This is a genomic window from Pseudomonas sp. USHLN015, from assembly GCF_037153275.1.
Classification (GTDB): Bacteria; Pseudomonadota; Gammaproteobacteria; order Pseudomonadales; family Pseudomonadaceae; genus Metapseudomonas; species Metapseudomonas tohonis.
In genome coordinates, this window is sequence record NZ_JBBCKP010000025.1 from 1 (window position 1) to 5,424 (window position 5,424).

Consider the following 5,424-nt stretch of genomic DNA (forward strand, 5'->3'; position numbering starts at 1 on the left):
GAAAGGCTGCTGTAGAATGCGCGGCCTCGGTTGAGACGAAAGACTTGATCGAAATTGCTCTTTAACAACTTGAATCAAGCAATTCGTGTGGGTGCTTGTGATGTAAGACTGGTAGTCGACTGATTATCAGCAACACAAGTAACACTCGTGAATTCGAGAGTTTATTTGCGATTGCTGAGCCAAGTTTAGGGTTTTCTCAAAACCCAAGCAGTATTGAACTGAAGAGTTTGATCATGGCTCAGATTGAACGCTGGCGGCAGGCCTAACACATGCAAGTCGAGCGGATGAGTGGAGCTTGCTCCATGATTCAGCGGCGGACGGGTGAGTAATGCCTAGGAATCTGCCTGGTAGTGGGGGACAACGTTTCGAAAGGAACGCTAATACCGCATACGTCCTACGGGAGAAAGCAGGGGACCTTCGGGCCTTGCGCTATCAGATGAGCCTAGGTCGGATTAGCTAGTTGGTGAGGTAAAGGCTCACCAAGGCGACGATCCGTAACTGGTCTGAGAGGATGATCAGTCACACTGGAACTGAGACACGGTCCAGACTCCTACGGGAGGCAGCAGTGGGGAATATTGGACAATGGGCGAAAGCCTGATCCAGCCATGCCGCGTGTGTGAAGAAGGTCTTCGGATTGTAAAGCACTTTAAGTTGGGAGGAAGGGCAGTAAGTTAATACCTTGCTGTTTTGACGTTACCGACAGAATAAGCACCGGCTAACTTCGTGCCAGCAGCCGCGGTAATACGAAGGGTGCAAGCGTTAATCGGAATTACTGGGCGTAAAGCGCGCGTAGGTGGTTCAGCAAGTTGGATGTGAAAGCCCCGGGCTCAACCTGGGAACTGCATCCAAAACTACTGAGCTAGAGTACGGTAGAGGGTGGTGGAATTTCCTGTGTAGCGGTGAAATGCGTAGATATAGGAAGGAACACCAGTGGCGAAGGCGACCACCTGGACTGATACTGACACTGAGGTGCGAAAGCGTGGGGAGCAAACAGGATTAGATACCCTGGTAGTCCACGCCGTAAACGATGTCGACTAGCCGTTGGGATCCTTGAGATCTTAGTGGCGAAGCTAACGCGATAAGTCGACCGCCTGGGGAGTACGGCCGCAAGGTTAAAACTCAAATGAATTGACGGGGGCCCGCACAAGCGGTGGAGCATGTGGTTTAATTCGAAGCAACGCGAAGAACCTTACCTGGCCTTGACATGCTGAGAACTTTCCAGAGATGGATTGGTGCCTTCGGGAACTCAGACACAGGTGCTGCATGGCTGTCGTCAGCTCGTGTCGTGAGATGTTGGGTTAAGTCCCGTAACGAGCGCAACCCTTGTCCTTAGTTACCAGCACGTTATGGTGGGCACTCTAAGGAGACTGCCGGTGACAAACCGGAGGAAGGTGGGGATGACGTCAAGTCATCATGGCCCTTACGGCCAGGGCTACACACGTGCTACAATGGTCGGTACAAAGGGTTGCCAAACCGCGAGGTGGAGCTAATCCCATAAAACCGATCGTAGTCCGGATCGCAGTCTGCAACTCGACTGCGTGAAGTCGGAATCGCTAGTAATCGTGAATCAGAATGTCACGGTGAATACGTTCCCGGGCCTTGTACACACCGCCCGTCACACCATGGGAGTGGGTTGCTCCAGAAGTAGCTAGTCTAACCGCAAGGGGGACGGTTACCACGGAGTGATTCATGACTGGGGTGAAGTCGTAACAAGGTAGCCGTAGGGGAACCTGCGGCTGGATCACCTCCTTAATCGAAGACATCAGCTTCTTCATAAGCTCCCACACGAATTGCTTGATTCACTTGCGAAAAGCGATTGGGTTGTTAGACCCGAGAGTAAGACGATTGGGTCTGTAGCTCAGTTGGTTAGAGCGCACCCCTGATAAGGGTGAGGTCGGCAGTTCGAATCTGCCCAGACCCACCAATTGTCATGGGCGTGGCAGGTCTTCGAGGGGCCATAGCTCAGCTGGGAGAGCGCCTGCTTTGCACGCAGGAGGTCAGGAGTTCGATCCTCCTTGGCTCCACCATCCACTCTTAAATCGCTGAAAGCTCAGAAATGAGTGCCTTGAGAATGGCATTGATTTCTGGTCTTTGCGCCAGAACCGTTCTTTAAAAATTTGGGTATGTGATAGAAGTAGACTGATTAATCTCTTTCACTGGTGATTAATCAAGTCAAGGTAAAATTTGCGAGTTCAAGCGCGAATTTTCGGCGAATGTCGTCTTCACGTTAGAGACAATAACCAGATTGCTTGGGGTTATATGGTCAAGTGAAGAAGCGCATACGGTGGATGCCTTGGCAGTCAGAGGCGATGAAAGACGTGGTAGCCTGCGATAAGCTTCGGGGAGTCGGCAAACAGACTTTGATCCGGAGATCTCTGAATGGGGGAACCCACCTAGGATAACCTAGGTATCTTGTACTGAATCCATAGGTGCAAGAGGCGAACCAGGGGAACTGAAACATCTAAGTACCCTGAGGAACAGAAATCAACCGAGATTCCCTTAGTAGTGGCGAGCGAACGGGGACTAGCCCTTAAGCTTCTTTGATTTTAGCGGAACGCTCTGGAAAGTGCGGCCATAGTGGGTGATAGCCCTGTACGCGAAAGGATCTTAGAAGTGAAATCGAGTAGGACGGAGCACGAGAAACTTTGTCTGAATATGGGGGGACCATCCTCCAAGGCTAAATACTACTGACTGACCGATAGTGAACCAGTACCGTGAGGGAAAGGCGAAAAGAACCCCGGAGAGGGGAGTGAAATAGAACCTGAAACCGTATGCGTACAAGCAGTGGGAGCCCACTTTGTTGGGTGACTGCGTACCTTTTGTATAATGGGTCAGCGACTTATTTTCAGTGGCGAGCTTAACCGAATAGGGGAGGCGTAGCGAAAGCGAGTCTTAATAGGGCGTCTAGTCGCTGGGAATAGACCCGAAACCGGGCGATCTATCCATGGGCAGGTTGAAGGTTAGGTAACACTGACTGGAGGACCGAACCGACTACCGTTGAAAAGTTAGCGGATGACCTGTGGATCGGAGTGAAAGGCTAATCAAGCTCGGAGATAGCTGGTTCTCCTCGAAAGCTATTTAGGTAGCGCCTCATGTATCACTGTAGGGGGTAGAGCACTGTTTCGGCTAGGGGGTCATCCCGACTTACCAAACCGATGCAAACTCCGAATACCTACAAGTGCCGAGCATGGGAGACACACGGCGGGTGCTAACGTCCGTCGTGAAAAGGGAAACAACCCAGACCGTCAGCTAAGGTCCCAAAGTTATGGTTAAGTGGGAAACGATGTGGGAAGGCTTAGACAGCTAGGAGGTTGGCTTAGAAGCAGCCACCCTTTAAAGAAAGCGTAATAGCTCACTAGTCGAGTCGGCCTGCGCGGAAGATGTAACGGGGCTCAAACCATACACCGAAGCTACGGGTATCACGTAAGTGATGCGGTAGAGGAGCGTTCTGTAAGCCTGTGAAGGTGAGTTGAGAAGCTTGCTGGAGGTATCAGAAGTGCGAATGCTGACATGAGTAACGACAATGCGAGTGAAAAACTCGCACGCCGAAAGACCAAGGGTTCCTGCGCAACGTTAATCGACGCAGGGTTAGTCGGTCCCTAAGGCGAGGCTGAAGAGCGTAGTCGATGGGAAACAGGTTAATATTCCTGTACTTCTAGTTACTGCGATGGAGGGACGGAGAAGGCTAGGCCAGCTTGGCGTTGGTTGTCCAAGTTTAAGGTGGTAGGCAGAGTGCTTAGGTAAATCCGGGCGCTTAATGCTGAGAGCTGATGACGAGTCGTCTTTTAGATGATGAAGTGGTTGATGCCATGCTTCCAGGAAAAGCTTCTAAGCTTCAGGTAACTAGGAACCGTACCCCAAACCGACACAGGTGGTTGGGTAGAGAATACCAAGGCGCTTGAGAGAACTCGGGTGAAGGAACTAGGCAAAATGGCACCGTAACTTCGGGAGAAGGTGCGCCGGTGAGGGTGAAGGACTTGCTCCGTAAGCCCATGCCGGTCGAAGATACCAGGCCGCTGCGACTGTTTATTAAAAACACAGCACTCTGCAAACACGAAAGTGGACGTATAGGGTGTGACGCCTGCCCGGTGCCGGAAGGTTAATTGATGGGGTTAGCGCAAGCGAAGCTCTTGATCGAAGCCCCGGTAAACGGCGGCCGTAACTATAACGGTCCTAAGGTAGCGAAATTCCTTGTCGGGTAAGTTCCGACCTGCACGAATGGCGTAACGATGGCGGCGCTGTCTCCACCCGAGACTCAGTGAAATTGAAATCGCTGTGAAGATGCAGTGTATCCGCGGCTAGACGGAAAGACCCCGTGAACCTTTACTGTAGCTTTGCACTGGACTTTGAGCCTGCTTGTGTAGGATAGGTGGGAGGCTTTGAAGCGTGGACGCCAGTCTGCGTGGAGCCATCCTTGAAATACCACCCTGGCATGCTTGAGGTTCTAACTCTGGTCCGTCATCCGGATCGAGGACAGTGTATGGTGGGCAGTTTGACTGGGGCGGTCTCCTCCTAAAGAGTAACGGAGGAGTACGAAGGTGCGCTCAGACCGGTCGGAAATCGGTCGTAGAGTATAAAGGCAAAAGCGCGCTTGACTGCGAGACAGACACGTCGAGCAGGTACGAAAGTAGGTCTTAGTGATCCGGTGGTTCTGTATGGAAGGGCCATCGCTCAACGGATAAAAGGTACTCCGGGGATAACAGGCTGATACCGCCCAAGAGTTCATATCGACGGCGGTGTTTGGCACCTCGATGTCGGCTCATCACATCCTGGGGCTGAAGCCGGTCCCAAGGGTATGGCTGTTCGCCATTTAAAGTGGTACGCGAGCTGGGTTTAGAACGTCGTGAGACAGTTCGGTCCCTATCTGCCGTGGACGTTTGAGATTTGAGAGGGGCTGCTCCTAGTACGAGAGGACCGGAGTGGACGAACCTCTGGTGTTCCGGTTGTCACGCCAGTGGCATTGCCGGGTAGCTACGTTCGGAAGAGATAACCGCTGAAAGCATCTAAGCGGGAAACTCGCCTCAAGATGAGATCTCACTGGGATCTTGAATCCCCTAAAGGGCCGTCGAAGACTACGACGTTGATAGGTTGGGTGTGTAAGCGCTGTGAGGCGTTGAGCTAACCAATACTAATTGCCCGTGAGGCTTGACCATATAACACCCAAACAATCTGACGATTGTTGTTATAAGGTGAAGTCGACTTAGCCGAAAATTGGCCAGAACTTGCAAAGCCTTATCACATACCCATTCGGGGTCGCGTCCCAGACGATACCCCAACCGAATTGCTTGACGACCATAGAGCGTTGGAACCACCTGATCCCATCCCGAACTCAGTAGTGAAACGATGCATCGCCGATGGTAGTGTGGAGTTTCTCCATGTGAGAGTAGGTCATCGTCAAGCACCTATACCAAACCCCCGATCTTC

2 tRNA genes and 3 rRNA genes are annotated in these 5,424 nt (G+C 51.9%); all 5 read left to right on the forward strand.

Features of this window, described 5'->3' with window-relative positions:
* The first annotated feature begins 215 nt into the window (after positions 1-215).
* Positions 216-1,752 (forward strand): 16S ribosomal RNA (locus WFQ67_RS30155).
* Positions 1,753-1,847: 95 nt separating this feature from the next.
* Positions 1,848-1,924: transfer RNA gene (locus WFQ67_RS30160), tRNA-Ile, on the forward strand.
* 27 nt (positions 1,925-1,951) lie between these two features.
* Positions 1,952-2,027 (forward strand) — tRNA-Ala (locus WFQ67_RS30165).
* 234 nt (positions 2,028-2,261) lie between these two features.
* Positions 2,262-5,153 (forward strand): 23S ribosomal RNA (locus WFQ67_RS30170).
* 131 nt (positions 5,154-5,284) lie between these two features.
* Positions 5,285-5,400, forward strand: a 5S ribosomal RNA gene (gene rrf, locus WFQ67_RS30175).
* Together the 16S, 23S and 5S rRNA genes with 2 tRNA genes alongside form the textbook arrangement of a ribosomal RNA operon.
* The last annotated feature ends 24 nt before the right edge of the window (positions 5,401-5,424 follow it).